The sequence below is a fragment of the Acidimicrobiales bacterium genome, from assembly GCA_036270875.1.
In the GTDB taxonomy this organism is placed as follows: Bacteria; Actinomycetota; Acidimicrobiia; order Acidimicrobiales; family AC-9; genus AC-9.
In genome coordinates this window covers 1-21,597 of sequence record DATBBR010000035.1, presented here as the reverse complement: position 1 = coordinate 21,597, position 21,597 = coordinate 1, and the positions used below count along the sequence as shown (strand labels likewise).

The 21,597-nt window shown below is 69.9% G+C and carries 21 protein-coding genes; 12 read left to right on the top strand and 9 right to left on the bottom strand.

Going from position 1 to position 21,597, the window contains the following annotated elements; translation table 11 throughout:
• Window positions 1-88: 88 nt before the first annotated feature.
• From VH112_04115 to VH112_04095, 5 genes are all read left to right on the top strand, one after another.
• The gene (locus tag VH112_04115) at window positions 89-325 is read left to right on the top strand and encodes a DUF3107 domain-containing protein (protein ID HEX4539407.1); all 237 of its coding nucleotides are present in this window, start codon (window positions 89-91) and stop codon (window positions 323-325) included.
• Window positions 315-1,388 carry an ArsA family ATPase gene (locus VH112_04110; GenBank protein HEX4539406.1) on the top strand — a complete coding sequence of 358 codons (1,074 nt, stop codon included), beginning with the start codon at window positions 315-317 and terminating at the stop codon, window positions 1,386-1,388. Before VH112_04115 ends, VH112_04110 begins: the two co-directional genes overlap by 11 nt.
• Window positions 1,388-2,560 (top strand): ArsA-related P-loop ATPase, encoded by a 1,173-nt coding sequence (locus VH112_04105; protein HEX4539405.1) that lies wholly within the window; start codon window positions 1,388-1,390, stop codon window positions 2,558-2,560. Before VH112_04110 ends, VH112_04105 begins: the two co-directional genes overlap by 1 nt.
• A gap of 73 nt (window positions 2,561-2,633) precedes the next feature.
• Complete coding sequence (locus VH112_04100) at window positions 2,634-3,278, top strand: O-methyltransferase (GenBank protein HEX4539404.1); 645 nt, start codon at window positions 2,634-2,636, stop codon at window positions 3,276-3,278.
• Between the two features lie 40 nt (window positions 3,279-3,318).
• The gene (locus VH112_04095; protein HEX4539403.1) at window positions 3,319-5,961 is read left to right on the top strand and encodes a histidine kinase N-terminal domain-containing protein; all 2,643 of its coding nucleotides are present in this window, start codon (window positions 3,319-3,321) and stop codon (window positions 5,959-5,961) included.
• A 71-nt stretch (window positions 5,962-6,032) separates the two neighbouring features.
• On the opposite strand, the gene VH112_04090 is transcribed toward VH112_04095, so the two are convergent.
• The 3 genes from VH112_04090 to VH112_04080 all read right to left on the bottom strand — a co-directional run bounded on the left by VH112_04090 (window position 6,033) and on the right by VH112_04080 (window position 7,631).
• Window positions 6,033-6,323: a WhiB family transcriptional regulator gene (locus VH112_04090; protein HEX4539402.1), complete on the bottom strand. Its 291-nt coding sequence runs from the start codon at window positions 6,321-6,323 to the stop codon at window positions 6,033-6,035.
• A 166-nt stretch (window positions 6,324-6,489) separates the two neighbouring features.
• Window positions 6,490-7,242 (bottom strand): SigB/SigF/SigG family RNA polymerase sigma factor, encoded by a 753-nt coding sequence (locus tag VH112_04085; protein HEX4539401.1) that lies wholly within the window; start codon window positions 7,240-7,242, stop codon window positions 6,490-6,492.
• Window positions 7,242-7,631, bottom strand: coding sequence for a hypothetical protein (locus VH112_04080; GenBank protein ID HEX4539400.1), 390 nt, complete (start codon window positions 7,629-7,631; stop codon window positions 7,242-7,244). The genes VH112_04085 and VH112_04080 overlap by 1 nt, the downstream gene beginning before the upstream one ends.
• A 221-nt stretch (window positions 7,632-7,852) precedes the next feature.
• Between VH112_04080 and VH112_04075 the strand changes: the two genes are divergently transcribed.
• The 5 genes from VH112_04075 to VH112_04055 all read left to right on the top strand — a co-directional run bounded on the left by VH112_04075 (window position 7,853) and on the right by VH112_04055 (window position 13,900).
• Window positions 7,853-8,632, top strand: a complete 780-nt coding sequence (locus tag VH112_04075; GenBank protein ID HEX4539399.1) for an electron transfer flavoprotein subunit beta/FixA family protein — start codon at window positions 7,853-7,855, stop codon at window positions 8,630-8,632.
• A gap of 30 nt (window positions 8,633-8,662) precedes the next feature.
• Window positions 8,663-9,634 (top strand): electron transfer flavoprotein subunit alpha/FixB family protein, encoded by a 972-nt coding sequence (locus VH112_04070; GenBank protein ID HEX4539398.1) that lies wholly within the window; start codon window positions 8,663-8,665, stop codon window positions 9,632-9,634.
• Window positions 9,635-9,747: 113 nt separating this feature from the next.
• A complete protein-coding gene (locus VH112_04065; GenBank protein HEX4539397.1) occupies window positions 9,748-11,172 on the top strand; it encodes an MBOAT family protein in 1,425 nt (474 codons plus the stop codon).
• On the top strand, window positions 11,172-12,536 hold the full coding sequence (locus tag VH112_04060) for a DUF459 domain-containing protein (protein HEX4539396.1): 1,365 nt from the start codon (window positions 11,172-11,174) through the stop codon (window positions 12,534-12,536). Before VH112_04065 ends, VH112_04060 begins: the two co-directional genes overlap by 1 nt.
• A gap of 53 nt (window positions 12,537-12,589) precedes the next feature.
• Complete coding sequence (locus tag VH112_04055) at window positions 12,590-13,900, top strand: D-arabinono-1,4-lactone oxidase (protein HEX4539395.1); 1,311 nt, start codon at window positions 12,590-12,592, stop codon at window positions 13,898-13,900.
• Between the two features lie 47 nt (window positions 13,901-13,947).
• On the opposite strand, the gene VH112_04050 is transcribed toward VH112_04055, so the two are convergent.
• Genes VH112_04050 through VH112_04040 form a run of 3 tightly spaced genes read right to left on the bottom strand, consistent with a single transcriptional unit; the run spans window position 13,948 to window position 15,793 of the window.
• Window positions 13,948-14,670, bottom strand: coding sequence for an SCO1664 family protein (locus VH112_04050; protein HEX4539394.1), 723 nt, complete (start codon window positions 14,668-14,670; stop codon window positions 13,948-13,950).
• Window positions 14,631-15,149, bottom strand: a complete 519-nt coding sequence (locus VH112_04045) for a DUF3090 family protein (protein ID HEX4539393.1) — start codon at window positions 15,147-15,149, stop codon at window positions 14,631-14,633. Before VH112_04045 ends, VH112_04050 begins: the two co-directional genes overlap by 40 nt.
• Complete coding sequence (locus tag VH112_04040) at window positions 15,146-15,793, bottom strand: MSMEG_4193 family putative phosphomutase (protein ID HEX4539392.1); 648 nt, start codon at window positions 15,791-15,793, stop codon at window positions 15,146-15,148. Before VH112_04040 ends, VH112_04045 begins: the two co-directional genes overlap by 4 nt.
• 101 nt (window positions 15,794-15,894) lie before the next feature.
• On the opposite strand from VH112_04040, the gene VH112_04035 reads away from it, so the two are divergent.
• Complete coding sequence (locus VH112_04035) at window positions 15,895-16,566, top strand: uracil-DNA glycosylase (GenBank protein HEX4539391.1); 672 nt, start codon at window positions 15,895-15,897, stop codon at window positions 16,564-16,566.
• A 17-nt stretch (window positions 16,567-16,583) separates the two neighbouring features.
• Here the strand turns inward: VH112_04035 and VH112_04030 are convergent, their stop codons facing one another.
• A complete protein-coding gene (locus VH112_04030; protein ID HEX4539390.1) occupies window positions 16,584-17,738 on the bottom strand; it encodes a Coenzyme F420 hydrogenase/dehydrogenase, beta subunit C-terminal domain in 1,155 nt (384 codons plus the stop codon).
• Window positions 17,739-17,781: 43 nt separating this feature from the next.
• Between VH112_04030 and VH112_04025 the strand changes: the two genes are divergently transcribed.
• The gene (locus VH112_04025; protein ID HEX4539389.1) at window positions 17,782-18,600 is read left to right on the top strand and encodes a DNA-formamidopyrimidine glycosylase family protein; all 819 of its coding nucleotides are present in this window, start codon (window positions 17,782-17,784) and stop codon (window positions 18,598-18,600) included.
• A 32-nt stretch (window positions 18,601-18,632) separates the two neighbouring features.
• On the opposite strand, the gene bcp is transcribed toward VH112_04025, so the two are convergent.
• Both bcp and VH112_04015 read right to left on the bottom strand, forming a co-directional pair.
• Window positions 18,633-19,097 (bottom strand): thioredoxin-dependent thiol peroxidase, encoded by a 465-nt coding sequence (bcp, locus tag VH112_04020; protein ID HEX4539388.1) that lies wholly within the window; start codon window positions 19,095-19,097, stop codon window positions 18,633-18,635.
• Window positions 19,098-19,109: 12 nt separating this feature from the next.
• Entirely contained in the window at window positions 19,110-21,338 is a 2,229-nt protein-coding gene (locus VH112_04015) for an MMPL family transporter (protein HEX4539387.1), read from the bottom strand.
• Window positions 21,339-21,597 lie beyond the last annotated feature (259 nt).

Below are 21,597 nucleotides of genomic sequence, written 5' to 3'. Positions count from 1 at the left end.
GCGGCCGGGCCAGGACCTGCCCGGCTCCGGCATACGATGTCCGAGGCCCGTCCACCGCCGGACATGGCCGACCAGAGGGAGCATGCTGGTGGACATTCGCATCGGTGTCATCCACACGAACAAGGAGATCGAGGTCGAGGTGGCCGACGACTCCAACCGCGACAAGCTGATGGACGATATCGACGCGACGCTGGCTCGTCCCGACAGCGTGCTGTGGCTGACCGATCGCCGAGGCCGGCGCGTCGGTGTGCCGGTGGCCCGGGTGGCCTACGTGGAGGTGGGCGCGGCCAGCGACGACCGCAGGGTTGGTTTTGGTGCCCCCTGAGGGCTCGCCGGGCGGCCCGGGAGGCCGGTCCGAAGATGTGGGCAGCCCGGGAGGCCAGCCCGAAGAAGCGGGCGGCCCGGGCGCCCGGCCCGAGGAGACACCCCGGCGGAGAGTGCCGGCCGACATCCTCGAGCGCAAGCTGCTCTTTGTGACGGGAAAGGGTGGCGTCGGCAAGACCACCGTGGCCTCGTCGCTAGCCCTCCTGGCTGCCAATCGCGGCAAGCGCACCCTCCTCTGCGAGATCGACGCCAAGGGGGCCATCGCCGACGCCCTCGAGACGGGCCACACCAGCTTCCACCCCACGGAGGTGCACCCGAGGCTGTGGGCGATGTCCATGGACACAGAGGCGTCGCTGCGCGAGTACCTACGGCTCAACCTTCGCGTGCCGGTCGTGGGTCGCATCGGCCCGATCGCCCGAGCCTTCGAGTTCGTCGCCACCGCCGCTCCCGGTGTCCGGGAGATCCTCGTCGTGGGCAAGCTCTGCTACGAGGTGCGCGAGCGCAACTGGGACCTGGTGGTCGTGGACGCCCCGCCCACGGGACACGTCATCGGCCAGCTGGCTGCGCCGCAGGCCATCAACGATCTCGTCAGCATCGGCCCGGTGCGCCAGCAGACGGGCTGGATACTGGACATCCTGTCGGATCCCTTCCTGACCGGGCTGTGCATCGTCGCCACGCCGGAGGAGATGCCGGTCAACGAGACCATCGAGCTGGCCGGCCGGGTCAGAGAGGAGACGAGCGTCTCTCTCGCAGCCATCGTGGTCAACCGGGTGCTGCCGGAGCTGTTCGGACGGGGCGAGGAAGCCGTGTTCGAGGCGCTGGCCGAGCCCGACCGAGCGTCCGCGCTGGCCAAGGGGGTGGACGGCGACGTGCAGCCGGTGCTCGACGGCGCCGGCCTGGCCGTCACCATGCGCCGTACTGGAGCCACTCACCTCGAGCGCCTCCGGGCCGCGGTCGACCCGGCCGTGCCCATGCTCTACGTCCCGTACCTGTTCGCCCGGTCCCACGGCCTCCGGGCCACCGGCCAGGTGGCCGCCGCGCTATCGGCCGAGCTGGGCTACTGATGCGGACCACAACGGCGCCGGCCCGCGCCGGCTCGCTGGACCAGCTCCTGGCGGCCAAGGAGATTGTCGTCTCGTGTGGGTCCGGTGGGGTCGGTAAGACCACCCTGGCCGCCGCGGCGGCGACAATGGCGGCCGTGCGGCAGGGGGGCAAGGTGCTGGTCCTCACCGTCGATCCCGCCAAGCGGCTCGCCGACGCCCTCGGCGTCAAGGGGATCGGCAACGAGGAGACGCGGGTGCCGAAAGCGGCGTTCACCGATGCCGGGATCACGCCTCGCGGTGAGCTGTGGGCGGCCATGCTCGACACGAAGCAGTCCTGGGACACCCTCGTTCGTCGCCACGCTCCCGATGCGCGTACCGCCGGCGAGATCCTGGCCAACCCGCTCTATCAGAACGTGTCGGGCCGCTTCGTGCAGAGCCACGAGTACATCGCCATGGAGCGCCTGTACGAGATCCACAACGAAGGGACCTACGACCTGATCGTCGTGGACACGCCGCCGTCGCGCAACGCCATCGACTTCCTCGAAGCCCCCGAGCACATGGCGGAGTTCTTCTCCAGCCGCTTGCTGCGTTGGCTGATCGTCCCCTACCGCTCCCGGGTCGTGAACTTCGCCTCCCGACCCTTCTACCAGGTGGCCGACCGCATCCTCGGCACGCAGTTCCTCCAGGACATCGCCGAGTTCTTCATGCTCTTCCAGACCATGTACGACGGGTTCGTCAAGCGGGCCCATGCCGTCGAGCGCCTACTCCACGAGCGGCGCACCACATTCATGGTCGTGAGCACCCTCGAGGCCGCGCCCCTTCGGGAGGCCGAGCAGTTCATCGACGTCATGTCCAAGAAGGGGTTCCACCTGGGTGCGGTGATCCTGAACAAGGTCCTGCCCGACTACATGCGCAGCGACCGCTCGGCGGAAGTCGCTGATCGGCTGCGGGATCGGGGCGACGAGCTTTCCCAGGCGCTGGCTCCCGGGCTGGCCGAGCCGGCCCAGATCCACCGCGTCCTCGACGAGGTCGCCGAGAGCTTCCTCAACTTCCAGGTGGTGGCGTGCCGGGAGGCCGAGCAACAGGCGGAGCTGGCCGTCACCCCCGAGGTCGTCGCCAGCGTGCCGTACTTCGACACCGATATCTACGACCTGGCCGGCCTGGCGCGTCTCGGCGAGCAGATCTGGAGCTGAGACGCCGGCCCGGGAGGCCGGCCCAAAAGAGCTGAGCCCAGCGCCCCGACAGGGGCACAGGAAGGAGCCGACCGTGCCCGACATCGTGGCGGCCGAGATCGAGCGCTACGCCGAGAACCACACGACTCCACCCCCTCCGTACCTCGAAGCGCTGGCGGAGGAGACCCGAAGCAAGCTGTCCGCCCCGGGCATGATGGTCGGTCCAGTCGAGGGCCGGGTCCTGGAGATGCTGGTCTTCATCTCCGCCGCCCGCCGGGTCCTCGAGATCGGCACCTTCACCGGCTACTCCGCCCTCTCGATGGCGGCTGGGCTTCCCGACGACGGCCACATCGTGACCTGCGAGGTCGACCCCCGGCACGCGGAGATGGCCCGCCTCCACATCAGCGCCAGCCCGTTCGCCGACCGCATCGAGGTGCGGCTGGGTCGGGCGCTGGAGACCATCCGCGGCCTCGACGGACCCTTCGATCTCGTCTTCATCGACGCCGACAAGCCCGGCTATGTCGACTATTACGAGGCCGTCCTCCCCAAGCTGGCTCCACGTGGGGTGATCGTCGCCGACAACACGCTGTGGAGTGGTGCGGTCGCCGATCCGAGCGAGCAGGACGACCTCACCAAGGAGGTCCGGGCCTTCAACGACCACGTCGCCAGCGACCCGAGGGTCGTCTGCGTCCAGATGACCGTGCGGGACGGGATGACCCTCATACGCCGGGCCGACTGACCAGGCGACCCGGTCTCCGGCGCCCCGTACCATTGGCCCCGTGCTCGACTATCACCTCCACCTGTGGCCCCACGGCGAGCGCGACACCGATGTCACCGTCGAGCAGCTGGCGGCGTACTGCCGGCGTGCCGGGGCCGCAGGGATCACCGAGATCGCCGTCACCGAGCACCTCTTCCGCTTCGTCCAAGCCGACGCCCTGTTGGGCCGGTTCTGGGATGCCGACCCCGATCCTGCTCTGCGGAGGAGCATGGCGGCGTACTGGGGCGAGCACGCCCGGGCGGACCTCGACGCCTATGTCCACTCGGTGCTCGAGGCGAAGGGAGCCGGCCTGCCCATCGCCCTGGGGCTCGAGGTCGACTACTACCCCGGGCGCATGGACGACGTCGCCGATCTCCTGGAGGGCTATCCGTTCGACGTGCTGCTGGGCTCGGTCCACTGGCTCGGTGCGTGGCGGTTCGACGATCTGGAGGACGCGGCATCGCTGGCCGAGTGGCGCCGCCGAGGTGTGGACGAGACCTGGGTCGCCTACACCGAGGCGCTCGAGGAGCTGGCGGCGTCGGGCGCGTGCGACGTGCTCGCCCATCCCGACCTGATCAAGGTGGCCGGCCGCCGGTCGAGCGCGCCGGACGAGCTCTACGACCGGATGGCCGAGGCGGCGGCCTCGTCGGGAATGGCGGCCGAGGTGTCGTCGGCCGGCTGGCGCAAGCCCGTCGGTGAGGCCTACCCGGCGCCGGCGCTGTTGGCGCGCTTTCGAGCCCGCGGCGTGCCGATCACCACGGCTTCGGACGCCCACGGCCTACCCGACGTCGCACATCGCTCGGACGAGATCCGCCAGCTGTTGACGGCGGCGGGCTACGACTCGCTGTGCGCCTTCCGCAAGCGCCAGCCCCGCCTCATCCCGGTGACGCCGTCGGCGGCCACGCGGTCGACGGGCCAGGGCGGCGTGGCCGGAGTCCCGGTCCCGACCCATCGACAGGGCGACGGGGCGACGGGAAACGGCGCCGGAGGAGACGGTGCCGGAGGAGACGGTGGCGGGGGAGTCGGTGGCGGGAGGTCGCCCGCGACGAGCGGCGCCGCCCGTGCCGCCGTGGCCGTCGGTGGCCCGGGCGGGCCGGGGGCGACCGCGGAAGGAGGGGAAGCGACGGAGCTGCCGATGGAGGTGGCGACGCCCGCCGACGTGGCCCGCCGCCACACCCGGCTGGAGACCAGCCCCCTGGGGCACCTCCAGCGGTTGATGGGCTCCTGGGGGATGCTGGCCGACCTGTGCTTCGGCGACCTGGTGCTGTTCGTGCCGGTCGCCGCCGCCCTTGACGAGGGCAGCCGCTTCGTCGTGCTCGGGCAGATGAGGCCCAGCACGGGCCAGACCCTGCACCAGGAGGACCTGGTCGGCCGTCTGGTCGATGACGCCGAGCGGCCGCTGCTGGGGCGGGCCTGGCGGCTGGGGGAGATGGTCGAAGGCGAGCTCGTCACCACTCGAGGCGAGCGGGCCCGGATGCAGTGCATCCCGGTGCGCTGGGAAGGCGATCTCATCGCCGTGATGACCCGGGAGTCGCCGCTCACCGTCGGTCGACGGCCGGGTCTGCTCGAGCGTGAGTACGTCGAGCTGTTCGACCGTTTTGCCAGGATGATCGCCGACGGGCTGTTCCCCTTCTCCAGCGACGAGGCCGCGGTCACCGAGGAGTCACCTCGGGTCGGCGACGGAGTGGTCGTGCTCGACGAGGGAGGCCGGGTTTCCTACGGGTCGCCGAACGCCATCAACGCCCTCCACCGCATGGGCGTGTTCTCCAACGTCGACGGCATGCGCTTCGGCGAGCTCGGGGTCGAGGAGACCGCCGTGCAGCGCGCCTTTGCCACCCGCCTCCCGGTGATCGAGGAGGTTGAGCGCCGGCCGGATGTCATTGTGCTGGTGCGCTGCATCCCGCTGCTCAGCATGGGCGAGCTGACCGGCGCGGTGGTCCTGCTCCGCGACGTCACCGATCTTCGCCGCCGGGACCGGCTGCTCGTGTCGAAGGACGCCACGATCCGCGAGATCCATCACCGGGTGAAGAACAACCTCCAGACGATCTCCTCGCTGCTTCGCCTCCAAGGCCGGCGGCTGCCACCAGGCGAGGGTCGCACCGCCCTCCGGGAGTCCGAGCGCCGGATCCGCTCGATCGCCATCGTGCACGAGATCCTCTCCCGGGAAGCCGGAGACCAGGTGCCGTTCGACGAGATCGTGCGATCCCTCGTCCGCATGACCGAAGACGCCGTGGTCTCCGGTCGGCCGATCAAGTTGTGCGTGGAGGGGGACGCGGGCGATCTCAGCGCAGATCTCGCCACCCCTCTGGCCGTCGTGCTGGCCGAGCTCCTCCAGAACGCCATCGAGCACGCCTTCGAGGGCGGCGAGCCGGGCGACCGCCCCGATGCCGCAGCAGGGCGCCACGGCGACGGGGCCGGTCGGGTCGACCTCGTGCTCGGCAACGACGGGCGGGAGCTGCTGGTGCAGGTGCGCGACAACGGTCAGGGCCTGCCCGACGGCTTCTCGATCGACAACAGCACGAGCCTGGGACTGTCGATCGTGCGGGACCTGGTGCGCAGTCAGCTGAACGGGAACATCGTGATGCGCCGTGACGGCGGCACCGTCGTCGAGCTGCGGATCCCGGTTGTCGCCACCGAGGACGAGGCGGCTGGGGAGATCGTCTAGGCGGCCTGGCCCCGGTGGCCCGCCGAGGTGCCCCAGCCCGGTCCCCTGCCTAGGTGGACCTCAGATGGACCTCAGGAGGCCCGGCGTCGCTGGGTCAACCACGCCTTGCGCAGCTTCCGGCGCTCCTCCTCCGAGGTCCCGCCCCATACACCGGCCTCCTGGTTGGTGATCAGCGCGAACTCCAGGCAGGCGGCCTGCGCCTCGCACGCGGTGCACACCCGCTTGGCCGCGGCGATCTGGTCGACGGCCGGCCCGGTGGTGCCGATGGGGAAGAAGAGGTCGGGATCGGTGTCCCTGCAGGCGGCGAATCTTCGCCAGTCGTCGGTATCCCACTCGATCGACCGGTTCCATGTGAGGGCCACGACGCCTCCTCGGGGTGGATGCCGGGGGCCTTGTGATTCAATTCACATGCTCCTTGCCGAGAACCTAGCGCAGAGCACCCGGATTGGCCGTGAGCCTAGCCGGAGGCGCCAGCCTGCTGCAACACGTTCTCGGGCTCCGGCGGGCCGCCAGTGCGGCGGGGCGTCGCTAGCTCTGCTCCGCCGCCGTCCTGAGCTCGGCCAGGCTGCGGGCAAGCAGCCGTGACACGTGCATCTGGCTGATGCCGAGTCGCCCGGCGATCTCGAGCTGGGTGAGCCCCTCGAAGAAGCGCAGGTGGAGAATGAGCTGCTGACGAGCAGGGAGGGCCTGGATGAGTGGCGAGAGCGTCGCCCGTTCTTCCGCCGCCGACATCCGTGGGTCCTCGTCGCCCAGGTGGGAGGCGAGCGTCTCACCCTCGTCCTCTCCAGGCGCCGGGGCGTCGAGAGACGCCAGGCGGTAAGCCTGCCCCGCCTCCAGGGCTTCGAGCACCTCTTCCTCCGACACCCTGGTCTCGGCGGCCAGCTCGGCGATCGTCGGTGAGCGGCCGAGCTCCTGGGAGAGCCGACCGATGCTGTCGCCCAGGGTCAGGTAGAGCTCCTGCATGCGGCGGGGTGCCCGCACGGCCCAGCCCTTGTCCCGGAAGTGGCGCTTGAGCTCCCCGGCGATGGTGTGGGTCGCGTACGTCGAGAACTCGACACCGCGTCCAGGGTCGAAGCGGTCGACCGCCTTGAGCAGGGCCATCGAGCTGACCTGGACGAGGTCGTCGACCGGCTCGCCGCGATGGCTGAAACGCCGGGCGAGGTACTCCGCCAGGCCCAGGTGGGCCTCCACCAGCTCGCGCCGGATCGCCGGGTCTCCGGTCTCGGCAAGGGCGACGAACTTCTGTCGCAGCTCCTCTCGTTGCGCGTTGTCCACGCCCATCAGCCGGCGATCGGGAGCCGTCGCTTCCGCATCCAGAACGTCAGTTGATCGTGACCGTTCCGGCGGACCTCGTGCTCATCCACCAGCGCCTCGAGGATCTTGCGCGACAGGGCGCTGGGGACAGGGTCTGGACCCCGCTCGCCGCTCTCGAGCGTGCCCTCCACCTCGAGCGTCTCGTCGTCGAGGGAGAACAGCAGGTGGACGACGCCGGGGCGCCCCTGAGTGCCGATGAGGGAGAAGCACAGCTCGTCGATGGCGAGCCGCAGGTCCTCCACCTCGTCGTAGCTGAACCCGAGGCGACAGGCCAGGCCGCTGGCGGTCAGCCGGGCCAGGCGGGGGAGCTCAGTGGTGGCCGGAGATGAGAGCCGTACCTCGTCGCTTCCGGCCACTCCGTCAGTTCCTCCTCAGCGGCAGTCATGATCGCCGACCGTTCGCCGGCGTGGGTTCGGGCTCGCTGCGCTCGGCACCGCGTCTCGTCCATCGACGCTAGCAAACGGCCTGCTAGCGATCTGGGCGCGGGCACCGGCCCGGGCTGCCGGCGGCCGCGTGGGCTGGGGCCCGTGGGGACCCGGTTGGTCGAGCGGCGGGGCTGTCGGGAACAATGACAGGCATGAACGTCGCCGTCTGTGTCAAGCAGATCCCCGACCCCGCCGCCCCGGGGTCGTTGCACCCCGACACCAAGAACCTCGTCCGCGAGGGCAAGCTCATCCTCGACGACTCGGACGCCTATGGGGTCGAGATGGCCCTCCAGCTGGCGGACACCGCCGGCGGTGGCGAGGTGACGCTCGTCTCCATGGCCCCCCATGAGGAGACGAGCGGCCTGCGCACGGCGCTCGCCATGGGGGCGGCCAAGGCCATCCTCGTCAGCGACGACGCCCTGGCAGGCAGCGACGCCCTGGGCACCGCCAAGGTCCTGGCCGCCGCCATCAAGCGGGCCGAGCCCGACCTGGTCGTGGCGGCGACGGAATCGACAGACGGGTACACGGGCACCACGCCGGCCCAGCTGGCCGAGCTCCTCGGCCTGCCGTCGGTGACCTTCGCCAAGAAGATCGACGTCAGCGAGGGCAAGGTCCGGGTGGAGCGGCAGACCGAGGCGGGCTTCGACGAGGTGGAGTGTCCGCTGCCGGCGGTGGTCACCGTGACCGCCGGTGTCGTCGAGCCCCGGTACCCGTCGTTCAAGGGGATCATGGCGGCGAAAGGCAAGCCGGTCGAGCAGCTGAAGGTTGCCGACCTCGGCCTGACGCCCGATCAGGTGGGCGCGGCCGGAGCCCGCGAGGAGGTCACCGACGTGGCCGCCGCTGAGGAACGAAAGGCGGGCGAGATCGTGGTCGACGAGGGTGACGCCTACGAGCGCATCATCGCCTTCCTCGAACAGCTCAAGGTTCTGTAGCCCACGGCAATCGGAAGGATCCTGAAACACATGGCAACCGACAAGGTGTGGGTCGTGGCTGAGTCGTCGGGCGGCGCCCCGTCCAGCCTCACCCAGGAGCTGCTGAGCAAGGCCCGCTCGATGGGGTCGGTCGTCGAGGCGGTGGCGTGGGGTGGCGACGTGGCCTCGACGGCCGGAGAGCTCGGCAACCACGGCGCCACCAAGGTGTACGACCTGGGCGACTTGGGCGACGCCCTTCCCGGTGGCCGGGTCGCGGCAGCCATCGCCGCCCAGATCGAGGCGGGCAACACGCCCGACGTGATCCTGATCGGGACCACCTACGACGGCCGGGACATCGCCGGGCGGCTCTCGGCCAAGATCGACCGCCCGGTGCTCACCAACCTGGTGGACCTCACGGTCGAGGACGGGGTCCCGGTGGCCCACCACGCCATCTTCGGCGGCGTGCAGATGGCCAAGAGCCGCTTCACGGGCGACGGCCCCGGCATCTTCGTGGTGCGGGCCAAGTCCTTCGCCGCCGAGCCCGCCGGTGGATCGGCGGCCGAGGTGGTGCCCGTCGAGGTGCCCGACACCGGCCCGGCCGACGCCGCCCGGGTACTCGAGCGGCACGTCGAGGAGCGCACCGGGCCGCAGCTGGACGAGGCCGAGATCGTTGTATCCGGTGGCCGCGGCCTGGGCCAGGCCGACAACTACGAGATGATCGAGGAGCTGGCCAAGCTCCTGAAGGCGGCGCCCGGCGCCTCCCGAGCCATCGTCGACGCCGGCTGGGTGCCCTACGCCTACCAGGTGGGCCAGACGGGCAAGACGGTGAAGCCGACCGTCTATCTCGCTGCCGGGATCTCGGGCGCCACCCAGCACATGGTCGGCATGAAGGGGGCCAAGAACATCATCGCCATCAACAAGGACCAGGAGGCCCCCATCTTCTCCATCGCCGACCTGGGCGTCGTGGGGGACGTCCACAAGGTCCTCCCCAAGCTGATCGAGGCGCTCAAGGCCCGAGGGTAGGGCCAGACTCAGACTTCTCCTGGCGCGTCGCCTACAATCTCGACCGTGGCGGGCGGGGGAGTGTCTTCGTCGCGGCGACGCGCGAGCACAGGCGGGGAGCTGCACCGCGTCTGATGCTCTTTCCCACGATCGACTTCGCCGTCTTCTTCGCCATCGTCTTCCTGGTGGGCTGGCTGCTCACGCCCTTTCCCCGACGGTGGAAGCCGTTCATGATCCTCGCCAGCTACGTCTTCTACGGCTGGTGGGACTGGCACTTCGTCTTCCTGCTGGCGGCGTCGACCGCCTTCGCCCAACTGGGGGCGCTGACGATCCACCGCACCGGTTCGCCGATGCGGCGCAAGGCGGCCCTGTGGGCCACGGTGGCCGCCGAGCTCGGTCTGCTGGGCTGGTTCAAGTACTACGGCTTCTTTGCCGTCAACGTGGCGAACGTCCTGCACGGCATGGGCCTCGGGGCGTCGCTGCCGCTGCTCCAGGTCACCCTGCCGGTAGGCATCTCGTTCTTCACCTTCATGGCCCTCAGCTACGTGATCGACGTCTACCGCCGTTCCCTGGAGCCGGCGAACTGGCTCGACTTCGCCACCTATCTCTCCTTCTTCCCCCACCTCGTAGCCGGGCCCATCGTGCGTGGCTCCGAGCTGCTGCCCCAGATCCGCACCCGGCGGGACCCGCGCAAGGTCGACTTCTCGAGGGCGGCCTATCTCATCTTCGGCGGCCTGTTCAAGAAGGTGGTGCTCTCCAGCTTCCTGGCCACGGCCATCGTCGACCCCGTGTTCAACAGCCCGGGCCAGCACAGCTCGCTCGAGATCATCGTCGCCATCTACGGCTACGCAGTGCAGATCTACGCCGACTTCAGCGGCTATACCGACATCGCCATCGGTGTGGCCCTGCTGCTCGGGTTCAAGTTCCCCGACAACTTCGACAGCCCGTACAGCGCCCGCACGCTCCAGGACTTCTGGCGACGGTGGCACATGACGCTGTCCCGCTGGCTGCGCGACTACCTCTACATCCCCCTGGGGGGCAACCGCGGGTCCCGGCTGGCGACCTATCGCAACGTCATGATCACCATGGTGCTCGGCGGCCTGTGGCACGGCGCGGCGTGGACGTTCGTCATGTGGGGGACGATCCACGGCGTCGGACAGGTGACGGGCCACTGGCGTCGCTCCCGCCGTGAGGCTCGGGGCCTCGACCCCCTCCCTGACACACGATGGGACCGCATCGCCCAGAGGGTGATCACGTTCAACGTGGTGTGTCTGGCTTGGGTGTTCTTTCGTTCGGACTCGTTCTCGACGGCGCTCACCCTATTGCGGCGACTCTTCACGGCCTGGGGACCGGCGCCCGAGGTCACGCCCCTGGTCGTGCTGGCCATTGCCGTCGGCATCGGGGCGCAGTACGTGCCCCATGACGTCGTGGACCGAGCCCGCGTCGCCTTCTCCAGGCTCCGCCCGGCGGGGCAGGGGGTCATCCTCGCCATAACGTTGTTCGGCATCACCACCCTCGGGCCCCAGGGTGTCGCCCCGTTCATCTACTTCCGGTTCTGATGCCCAAGATCCGCCCCCAGCTCCCAGCGCCCCGTGGCCGCGGCGCCCACAGCGCGTCGGTCCGCCGGCCGCGCGATGGTGAGCGCGCCGAGGGCGCCGCAGGTCACGCGATCCCGGGCAACGGCGGCGGCCACACCGGCAACGGCGACAGCGACACGGCCGGCGCCGCTGCCGTCGGCATCGCCACGCGCGCCGACCCACGGGTGCGCACCGCCGGACCCGACACCGCCGCGCCCGACACCGCCGCGCCCGACACCACCGCGCCCGACGACGCCGCGCCCGACGACGCCACGGGGGGCACCGCGCTGGCCGGACCGGCTCGCATCACGCGGCCGAGCCCCGCGGGGCGTCGGCTCCAGCCCGCGGGTCGGGTCCTGGTGATCGGCTTCATCTGTCTCGGGCTGTGGCTGCTGCTGGACGCTCACTCGCTCCAACGCTCGGCCGCGTCGTCTCCACTCGGCGCCCGACGAACGGCGGCGCTCACGGTGCTGCGTCCCATCGTCTGGGTCGGCAACGGGACTGGTCTCGCCTACCTGGGTGATCTCGTCAAGGACGCCCTCGGTCGGCCCACCGGGGGTCCGGTGGTCAAGTCGACCCCGCCCGTTCCGGTGGCGTCGCCCCGAGCGCGGCACACCAGCGGGCCGCCGTCCGCGGCACCACAGCCGCCCGGCACCCCGGGCCCCGCCCCGCCGGCGCTGCCACCCCTTCCCCGACCGACGGCCGCCAGCCCACTCCGGGTCCTCGCCATCGGTGACTCGATCGGCGAGGACTTCGGACAGAGCCTGGTGGCCAAGCTCGGGGCCACCGGCGTGGTGCAGGCCACCTTGGACGGCAAGATCGACACCGGCCTGGCCCGGCCCGACTACTTCGACTGGCCCGGTGAGCTCCGCACCGATATCTCCCGGTTCCAACCCGACGTCGTGGTGGCGATGATGGGGGCCAACGACAACCAGTCGTTCCTCGTCGGTGGCAGGGCGCTTGCGTTCGGCTCGCCGGAGTGGGTCACCGCCTACACACAGCGGGTGGCCACCATGATGAGCGAGGCGACGGCCCAGGGCCAGCGCATGCTCTGGGTGGGGATGCCCATCATGCCCTCGGCCGGTGTCTCGCAGCAGATGCAGCTGCTCGACAGCATCGTCGAGGGCCAGGCCGCCGTCCATCCCGGCGTCGCCTATCTGGACTCCTGGCACGTCTTCATCGACGGCAGTGGCAAGTACGCCGCGTACCTGCCCGACTCCTCGGGGGGCCAGCAACCGGTCCGAGAGCCCGACGGCGTCCACCTCGCCAGGGCCGGTTCCGACCGCCTGGCTGATTGGGCGATCAGCGCCATCCAGAGCCAGTTCGGGGTGCGACTCGGCTCCTGAGCCCGACCACCGACCCCCCACGCCTGCGAAGGGTCGATGGCTAGCATCTCGACATGGCCGACACTGCCTCGCGTCTGTGGCGGAACTGGGGTGGCAATCAGCAATGCGCCCCGGCCGAGATTGCCCGGCCTCGCTCGGTCGAGGATCTGGTGGAGGTGGTGAAGTCCGCCGGCAAAGAAGGGCTGCGGCTGAAGGCGGTGGGGTCGGGCCACTCGTTCACGGACGTGGCCTGCACCTCGGGTGTCCAGGTCCGCCTCGACGAGCATGCCCGCGTGACGCGCTACGACCCCGAGGCGTCGACGGTGACCGTTGAGTCGGGGATGACCCTGGCCGCATTGGCCGACGAGCTGGCCCGGAGGGGGCTGGCCCTGGCCAACCTGGGCGACATCGGCTACCAGACCGTCGCCGGAGCCATCTCGACCGGCACGCACGGGACGGGCGCGCGGCTCGGCGGCCTGGCCACCGACGTGGTCGGCCTCCAGCTGATCACGGCCGACGGGTCGATCGTCTCCTGCTCGCCGGACGAGGAGCCGGAGATCTTCGCCGCCGCCCGGGTCGGGCTCGGCGCCCTGGGCATCGTGTGGACCGTGACCCTCCGCTGTCAGCAGGCCTTCAACCTGCGCGCCGTGGAGGAGCCGATCCGCCTCGACGAGGTGTTGTCGTCGATCGACGAGCTCGTGGACGGCAACGACCACTTCGAGTTCTTCTGGGTGCCGCATACCGGCTGGGCGCTGACCAAGCGCAACAACCGCACTGACGAGCCGGTCTCTCCCGGCCGGGGAAGGCGGTTCCTCCGGGACAAGATCCTCTTCGAGAACATTGCCTTCGGGGCGGTCACGCGGCTCGGCCGCCTACGCCCGCAGTGGACCCCCCGACTGGCCCGCATCGCTCCCAGCTCCGGACGCACCGAGTACGTCGATCGAAGCGACCGGGTCTTCACCAGCCCCCGCTGGGTCCGCTTCTGCGAGATGGAGTACGCCGTTCCCCGGGCCGCGGCGGTCGGCGTGGTGGAGCGGGTACGGCGCTACGTGGAGGAGAGCGGTCTCTACGTCGGCTTCCCCGTCGAGGTCCGGTTCACCGCCGGCGACGACATACCGCTGTCGACGGCGAGCGGGCGGCAGAGCTGCTACGTGGCCGTCCACATGCCTCGGGGGGTGCCCTACGAGCAGTATTTCCGCGGCGTCGAGGCGATCATGGACAGCGTCAGAGGGCGGCCCCACTGGGGAAAGCTCCACTACCAGACGGCGTCGACCCTCTCGCCCCGGTACCCGGGGTGGGAACGGTTCCAAGCCGTGCGCACCCGCATGGACCCCGACGGACTGTTCGCCAACGCCTACACCGACCGCGTCCTCGGCCCGCGCTGATCGTTGGCCGGGACGCCGGCACGGGCGCCGGCTGCCCCCAGGTCCGATCACACCAGGGGCCACGGATACGGTCGTCGCTCGGGGAGTGGCGCTGGGAACCGCGGGCTGGCGACCACAGCCACCGCCCGACGGTGGATGCCCTCGAGCTCTTCGGGGCCGAGCAGCGAGCCCAGCCCAGGCGGAAGAGCCCGGGCGACGCGATCGATGTCGGCCACCAGGCTGTCGGGCACCGGCTCGCCGCTGAAGTCCCACATCACGGTGCGCAGCTTGGGCTCGGGGTGGAACGAGAGCCCGTTGTCGATGGCCCAGATGCGACCGTCAAGGCCGAGCAGGCAATGCCCGCTCTTTCGATCCGCATTGTTGAGCACCAGGTCGAAGGTGGCGATGACCTTCAGGGCGTCGACATGCCCAGGATCCTCGAGGAGGGTGAAGTAGTGCTCGGTGAACTCGGCGGCGACGAAGCGCTGGAGGGAGCCGACCCCGAGTGGTGCGTCGGCGCGAGTGATGGTCTCGGGCACGATGTCCCAACCCAGGGCGCGGGACAGCTCGTAGGCGGCCACCTCCCGGCGGTACAAGCCCCCCGGGAAGTCCCACAACGGCCGCTCGCCGCGGTGCGGCTTGTACACCGCCAGCAGGTCCCGCCCGTCGTCGCTGCAGTTCACCAGGAAGGTGCGGTTGGAGCTCCACGGCAGCCGGCCCTGGAGCTCGATCTCCCCACCGGAGAGCAGGCTCAGAGGACCGGGGGGCGATGCCCGTTCGTCCTGGGGCACACGTGTCCTGAGGGGTCGAGGGGGTTTCCACACAGCGGGCACGGCGGCCGTCCCGCCTCGACCAGCTCGGTCCCCCTGATGGCGAGGGCGGCGGCCTGCTCCCGCGTGATCGTGAACCGCGCCATGGACGCCGCCTCGTCCACCGTCTCCTCCTCGTCCTCCTCGGGGACGGCCTCCTCGGCCAGGAGCACGATCCGATCGGCGGCCGAGTCGTAGGAAAGGCCGAGGGTACCGACGGCCCAAGCGGCGTCGAGCGGCTCCTCCAACTCCAGGTCCTCGGGCAGGATCCCGGGATCGGGGAGCTCCTCGAGGACCTTCGCCAGGTACTGGGACAGGGCCGCCACCTGCTGCTTCTCGAGCTTCACGGTGATCACCAGCGATCCCTGACGGCCCTGGAGCAGGAAGACGCGCTGGCCCGTGGGACCGATGGTGCCCACGGTCACGCGCTCGGCGTCGTAGAGATCGTGCGAGTCGCTCACGACGGTTGTGCCTCGTCGAGCCCGTTCATCGCGTTCACGCCGAGGACCATCGGACCATTCTGTCCGTAGGCAACGGCGGTGACCGAGCAGGGCGAGACCACGATCCGCTGGAAGAGGTCGAGGTGGGTGCCGAGGGCATCGGCAACCACCGCCTTGATCGGATCGGCGTGGGAGACGGCCACGATCGTTGTGCCCGCGTGCCGTGTCCGCAGGCGGGCGACGGCGGACATGACGCGGCACTGCATCTCAGTGAAGGACTCGCCGTTCGGGAACCGGAAGCCGCTGGGCCAGCTCTGTACGCCTCGCCATTCGGGGAGCTTGCGCAGCGCCTTCAGCTCGCCGCCGGTCCAGTCACCGAAATCACACTCGACCAGCCCACGTTCGACCGCCACCTTGACGCCCAGCCGTCTGGCGATGGGCTCCGCCGTCTCCCGGGCCCGCTCGAGCGGGGAGGCGTAGATCGCCTCGATCTTGGCGGTGCTGGCCAGTCGCTCGGCCATCTTGTCGGCGTCGGCCCGCCCTGCGTCGGCCAGGTGGAGTCCCGGTGCCCTCCCGGGCAGGACCGAGCCGGTCGTGGGTGTACGGGCGTGGCGGACGAACAGCACGACAGTGGAGGGAGGTTGCTTGGCGCGGCGGGTGGCCATGACCTTCCCCAACCTACCTCCCACCGGGGTGAAACCGATTCGACGGTCTGGACGGGGCCCGACCCTCGCTCTGCTGGCGAGGCGGCAGTACGTTCGTCGCCGTGCGGCGATCTTCCGACCTCGACCGTCTGGCCGCAGAAGTCAGCAGCTGTCGGCGTTGTCCGCGGCTCGTCGAGTGGCGCGAGCGGGTGGCCAGGGAGAAGCGGGCGGCCTACCTCCACGAGCCGTACTGGGGCCGCCCGGTGCCAGGATGGGGCGATCCCGCCGCCACGCTGATGGTGGTGGGTTTGGCCCCCGCGGCCCATGGTGGGAACCGCACCGGTCGGATCTTCACCGGCGACCGCTCGGGCGACTGGCTTTTCGCGGCCCTATGGCGGGCCGGCTACGCCAATCAGCCGACGAGCGTCTCTGCGGACGACGGGCTCGAGCTCCGGGGTGCCTACATCTCTGCCGTGGTCCGTTGCGCCCCTCCGGCCAACAAGCCGACCCCGGCCGAGCGCGAGAGCTGCCTGCCCTACCTCGACCGCGAGCTGGCTCTACTCAGCGACGTGCGGGTGATCGTGGTGCTCGGCCAGTTCGCCTACCAGGCCGTGGCGGGCCGGCTGGGTCTGCGGCCTCGGCCCCGCTTCGCGCACGGCAGTGAGGTGCCGCTGGCCGACGGCCGCACCCTCATCTGCTCGTACCACCCGAGCCAGCAGAACACCTTCACCGGGACGCTCACCGAGGCCATGCTCGATGCGGTCTTCGTCCGGGCCCGCCAGCGGGGCGGGTGACGCCGGTGCGAGCCGCCCTAGCGGGGTGTTGACGCCGCCTCGGCCCGTGGGGGTGGAGGCGGCATGAGGCCGGGACCGGAGACGGCCGTCTCCGGCCAGCGCCGGCGACTGGCGCGCGACAGCTTGCGCAGCAGGGCGACCGCGCCCGGGTCATCGTCACCAGGGCGAACCTCGATCACGCGGTCAGCGAGCAATCCGTCCATGACCTCGCGGCCCCGATCGGTACGTACGAGCGTCAGCGTCCAGTCGTTGAAGGCGCCGATCCCGCCCGTCGAGATGTCGGCGTGCTCGGCTGCGAAGTCCGGACAGGCCTTGCATCCCTCGCGCGTCCAGGCGTGGCACTCCTTGAGCGGGACCTCGTGGTAGCTGCCGTCGCGCATCCACACCTGGAAGACGCCCTTGATGTTCATCTTCACCATGTCCTGCTTGCGTAGCCCGTACTTGGCCTCGAACAGCTCGGGGAAGATGGCGTCGTCGAAGGTCTTCGAGCACAGCAACCCGATGTTGAGGGCGAAGCGGCGGGCGACCTTGCCCGCCTTGCGGGCTGACATCACCGGAGGCACCGACGACTGGCAGCTCATGCCAACGAGGCCGATCTTCTCCGCTCCGCCGGCAATGGCTTCGCCGTAGGCCATGGTGTTGGCAGAGTACGTGTAGCGGGAGCCGGCCCCCGCCAGGACCTCCTCGCGCGTCCGGGCCACGCCGGGGATGGCCTTCCAGCTGGTGCCGTCTCCCTCGAGGTAGGACACGAGCGCGGCGTCGATGAAGCCGTGCTCGAGGGCCCATACGAGGATGGCCGACACCAGCCCACCGTCCTGACCCACCTCCTGGAGCTCCGGGTCGACCGCCCGGGCGAGCACGACGTCCTTTGACACGCCCTCGACCTCGGCCACCTCGCGCTCGCGCCCGAACAGGTGCGTGTCGATCTCCGGCTCCCAAAGCCGGAACCGGGGGCAGGCGCGGGTGCAGAGGGTGCAGCCCCGCTCGCCGTAGGTGCAGTCGTCGAAGCCACCCTCCTCGTCGACGTGGAACGGCTTGTACGCACCGTTGGATTCGTCGTACTCGAGCACGTCGTAGGGGCAGGCGATAATGCACCCGGCGCACCCGGTGCACAGGCCCGAGGTCACGACCTCGGAGAACAGGTGTGCCCAGTGCGGCTTCTCGGGCGGCATGGGGGAACCTTATCGGCTGACCCATCGGGTTATGGTCGCCCGCATGCCCGAGCTGGCCGAGGTAGAGGCCTATCGCCGCCTGGCCGAATCCGCGCTGTACCGCCAGATCGCGATGGTCGGGGCGCCGGACGCCTGGTACCTGAAGGGAGGCCTCGACGCCGGCTCCATCTCGAGCGCCCTGGTCGGGCGGAGCTTCGTGGCCGCCCGGCGCATCGGCAAGCTGTTGATGCTCGACACCGACGCGCCCGAGACGCCGGACGCGGGGCCAGGGTGGGTCATCGGGCCCGTGTTGGGGCTGCGCTTCGGGATGACGGGCCGGTTGCTGGTGGACGACCGGCTCGGCGTGGAGAGCCTTTTGTACTCGAGCGACCGGTCCAAGCCCGAATGGATCAGGTTTTCCGTCGGCTTCGCCGACGGGGGCCGGCTGGCGGTGGTGGATCCGCGTCGCCTTGGCGGCGTGTTCCTCGACCCCGACGAGGACGCGCTGGGTCCCGACGCCGCATCCGTGGGGTTGGCGGCGCTGCGAGCGGGGTTGGCTCACAGCCGGGCGCCCCTGAAGGCTCGACTGATGGACCAGGCCCGCCTCGCCGGCGTCGGCAACCTCATCGCCGACGAAGCCCTCTGGCGGGCTGGGCTTGATCCCCGGCGACCGGCGGGCTCGCTCACCACGGCCGAGACCCGCCGGTTGCACCGTAACCTCCGTGCGGTCATCACGGACCTGCTGGAGCGGGGTGGGTCGCATACCGGCGACCTGCTGGGTGCCCGCGTACCCGGGGGACGCTGCCCTCGGGACGGCGAGCCCCTGTCGCGAGGCCAGGTCGGGGGACGCACGACCTGGTGGTGCCCGCGGCACCAACACTGAGCGCCGGCGCCGTCCGGGTCGCGCCTCGCGCCCTAGCCGCCCGCCTCAGCCAGCACCTTGGACGCGTGGCCGTCCGCCTTGACGTTGTACCAGGAGCGGGCGATCCTGCCCTGCTCGTCGATGAGGAACGTGGAGCGGATGACCCCGGTCGTGGTCCGCCCGTACATCGTCTTCTCGCCCCAGGCACCGTAGCGCTCCATCACCTTGTGGTCGGGGTCGGAGAGGAGCTTGAAGCCCAGCCCGTACTTGGCCCGGAACTTCTGGTGGCTGGCCGCCTTGTCCGGGGAGATGCCGAGAACCGGCACCTGGGCCCGCTCGAAGGCGGACAGGTTGTCGTTGAACTGACAGGCCTCGGCGGTGCAGCCCGGCGTGTCGTCCTTGGGGTAGAAGTACACGACCACCCGCTGTCCCGCGAAGTCGGACAGGGACACCTTCTGATCGTCCTGGTCGGGCAGCGTGAAGGATGGCGCCTTGGCGCCGGCGTCGAGCTTGGGCATTGGCCCAGTCTGTCAGCTGGAGCCTGGGGTCGACTTCTCTCCGGTGTCAGCCGCCCCGGCCGGCTTCTTCGCCTTCGTCACGTCGACGGGCGGGAGCTGGACGAGGTCGGCGACCTTCGGCGCCGTCTGCTGCTGGAGCTTGTGCGGCCACCAGAATTTCCAGCCCCTCAGGGCGGCGATCGCCGGGACCAGCCTGGTGGACAGGACGTTGGCCGCGAGGATCACGCCGATGGCGACGCCGAAGCCGATCTCCTGCAGGCTCTGGATGCCGGTGAGGAGCAGCGACGCGAAGGTGCCGGCGAGGATGAGCCCCGCGGTGGTGATCGTCGGGGCATTGTGCAGCACTGACTCATGTACGGCGTCGTGCGGCTCCCGACCGTTGTTGAACTCCTCGCGCAGGCGCGTCGACATCAGGATGTTGTAGTCGGAGCCGATGGCTACCACGAAGAGGTACACGACGATCGGGATGCTGAAGTCGATACCGGGGTAGCCGGTGCCGTTGATGAACACCAGGGTGATCGCCCCGATGGTGGCGAGGAAGGTCAGGCCGACTCCGGCGAGGAGCCACAGCGGGGCCACGATGGCCCGCAGGATGAGGGCCAGGATGCAGAAGATGATGAAGATGGCGACCGGGAAGACGATCGTCATGCTGTGACCGAGCGCCGTGCGCACGTCGACCAGGCTCGAGGTCGTGCCGCCCACGAGGACCTGCGACCCGGGCACGGACCCGTGCGCGGCGCTGCGGATCGGTCCCTGGACGTCGTTCATGGCTGGTGTCGAGTAGGGGTTCTGGTTGAGCAGCACCTGCACCAGAGCTACCGAGTTGTTGGCGGTCAGCTGCGGCGGGGACACGCCGTTCTGGGCCACGCCCTGTGTCGAACTGAGCTTGGTGACCAGGTTGCTCAGCCCAGCCGAGTTGATCGGGCCGGATGCGGAGCTGACGTAGATCTGGGTGGGACCGAGCGTGCCCGGCGGGAAGGCGCTGGCCATGGTGTTGAAGGCCACCTGTGAGGGCGTGCTCGACGGCAGCTCGGCCAGCGTGTTGTACGTGGGCTTGAACGCGGTGGCGCCGATGGAGATCACGATGAGGATGCCTGCGAAGGCGGCGGCGATGCGCCCCGGTCGGCGGGAGACGATATTGGCGATCCTCGTAGACCGGCTGGGACCCTCGGCAAGCTTGGGCTTGGTCGGCCAGAACAGGTGGATCCCTAGGAGCTTGAAGATGGCCGGCACCAGCGTCAGGGCGGCGACGGCCATGAGCAGCACGCCGACGATCAGGCCGGGCGCCAGCGTGCGGAGGCTGCCCAGGCTGGACAGCAGGAGGGCGGCGAAGGCTGCCGCCACGGTACCCGCGGCGGAGGCGATCACCAGGCCGATGACCGTGAGGGCCTCGTTCAGGCCCTTCTCCGTCGGTTCGCCCTTGTTCTTTACCAGGCGCTCCCGGTAGCGGAACAGCATGAAGACGATGTAGTCGGTGCCGATCCCGAACATCACTACCACCAGGAGCGGCGCCAGCTCCGATCCCACCTGGAAGTTGAAGGCCTTGGCCAGGTCGGCCGTGAGGGCCTGGGCCATCTGGTGCACCACGGCGATGATGAAGATGGGCAGGATGGCGATGATGGGGCTGCGGAACACGAAGCCCAGGAGGGCGAGGATCACCACGAGGGTGGCGATGCTGATGATCTGCTCGGCCGAGCTGTAGGCGTTGGTGGTGTCCACGCTGATGGCGGCGTTGCCGGTGAGGCCGGACACAAGGCCTGTGTTCTTCAGGAACGCCGTCGAGTCGTTCCTGACCGTCTTCACCGCCTGGTTCACACCGGTGTTGCCGGGCTGGCCGTTGAAGGCGACGTTGATGAGCTGGACCTTGCCGTTCGGGGCCAAGAAGCCTTGAGGAAAGGCCGCGGGCGAGGTCTTCACCGCGGTGACCGAGGGGATGTGGGCGTTGGTGAGCGACGTGACCAGGCCCTGGATGGTGCTCATGTTGGCCGAAGACAGCACGTTGTTCTTGGCCGTGCTGATTACCAAGGAGCCGGTGGCGCCCGACTGCTGCGGAAAGTACTTGTTGGCGACGTTCTGGGCCTTGATCGACTCGTACCCGCTGGGCAGGAAGTTGGCGTTGTTGTTCGACGTGACGGAGACGATCTGGGGGGAGAAGGCGAGGACGACGACGGCAGCGGCGACCCACGCAGCGATGACCTTCCACGGGTTGTTGATGACGACCCGCCCGAGCGCAGCGAACACTGGCTCCCCCCTTGTTCCGCCTGGTACGTCTATGTCTGGCCGCGAGAGTAGAGCATCCGCCGGCTGGACGCTCCCCTTGATCTGCGGTCAGGCCTGGGCTGCCGCTTGGAACGAGTAGTCGGGCGCCGTTCGCGGCGGTTCCCGACGGCTCATGGCCGCCTCCACAGCCGGCCCGAGACGTTCAGCCTTGGCCTTGTCCCGTGCGTCCTCGCCCTCTCGGAGCTCGGGCATCACCTCGCGGGCGAACAGCTCGAGCGAC

What these genes read in the sequence shown, in the direction of transcription:
- VH112_04070 (HEX4539398.1), top strand. Translation starts at nt 8,663, where the DNA reads ATGGCAACCGACAAGGTGTGGGTCGTGGCTGAGTCGTCGGGCGGCGCC.
- VH112_04085 (HEX4539401.1), bottom strand. Translation starts at nt 7,242, where the DNA reads ATGGGCGTGGACAACGCGCAACGAGAGGAGCTGCGACAGAAGTTCGTC.
- VH112_04075 (HEX4539399.1), top strand. Translation starts at nt 7,853, where the DNA reads ATGAACGTCGCCGTCTGTGTCAAGCAGATCCCCGACCCCGCCGCCCCG.
- VH112_04025 (HEX4539389.1), top strand. Translation starts at nt 17,782, where the DNA reads ATGCCCGAGCTGGCCGAGGTAGAGGCCTATCGCCGCCTGGCCGAATCC.
- bcp (HEX4539388.1), bottom strand. Translation starts at nt 19,097, where the DNA reads ATGCCCAAGCTCGACGCCGGCGCCAAGGCGCCATCCTTCACGCTGCCC.
- VH112_04030 (HEX4539390.1), bottom strand. Translation starts at nt 17,738, where the DNA reads ATGCCGCCCGAGAAGCCGCACTGGGCACACCTGTTCTCCGAGGTCGTG.
- VH112_04105 (HEX4539405.1), top strand. Translation starts at nt 1,388, where the DNA reads ATGCGGACCACAACGGCGCCGGCCCGCGCCGGCTCGCTGGACCAGCTC.
- VH112_04060 (HEX4539396.1), top strand. Translation starts at nt 11,172, where the DNA reads ATGCCCAAGATCCGCCCCCAGCTCCCAGCGCCCCGTGGCCGCGGCGCC.
- VH112_04055 (HEX4539395.1), top strand. Translation starts at nt 12,590, where the DNA reads ATGGCCGACACTGCCTCGCGTCTGTGGCGGAACTGGGGTGGCAATCAG.
- VH112_04040 (HEX4539392.1), bottom strand. Translation starts at nt 15,793, where the DNA reads ATGGCCACCCGCCGCGCCAAGCAACCTCCCTCCACTGTCGTGCTGTTC.
- VH112_04065 (HEX4539397.1), top strand. Translation starts at nt 9,748, where the DNA reads ATGCTCTTTCCCACGATCGACTTCGCCGTCTTCTTCGCCATCGTCTTC.